This is a genomic window from Prevotella sp. P3-92, from assembly GCF_002251205.1.
Taxonomy (GTDB): Bacteria; Bacteroidota; Bacteroidia; order Bacteroidales; family Bacteroidaceae; genus Prevotella.
On the sequence record NZ_NPJE01000008.1, the window covers coordinates 1 to 255 of the forward strand.

A 255-nucleotide genomic window follows, 5' to 3' on the forward strand; every position below is an offset into this window, starting at 1 on the left:
TCACGGATGGGAAAGTCTGTCACCTCTACGGGAGAGATAAAACCCTTCGATTCAAAATGACTGTCACCCTGAAGGTCTGGATGTATTTTCTCGTCAAGGTGAATGTGCATCTCAGGCTCGTCATAAGTCTTCGTGTCAACGTACTCAATATCAGTTATGATGAAGTGGTCAAGCACTTCCTTGGGCAGCACCATACGTGCCAACATTAGCAAACCTTTGTCTTCCATGATGCAAAGGTAAGCATTTCATATGAAT

1 pseudogene is annotated in these 255 nt (G+C 43.9%); it reads right to left on the bottom strand.

Annotated elements, in window-relative coordinates:
* A pseudogene (locus tag CIK93_RS00855) lies at nt 1–227 on the bottom strand (hypothetical protein); the annotation flags it as partial.
* Between the last annotated feature and the right edge of the window lie 28 nt (nt 228–255).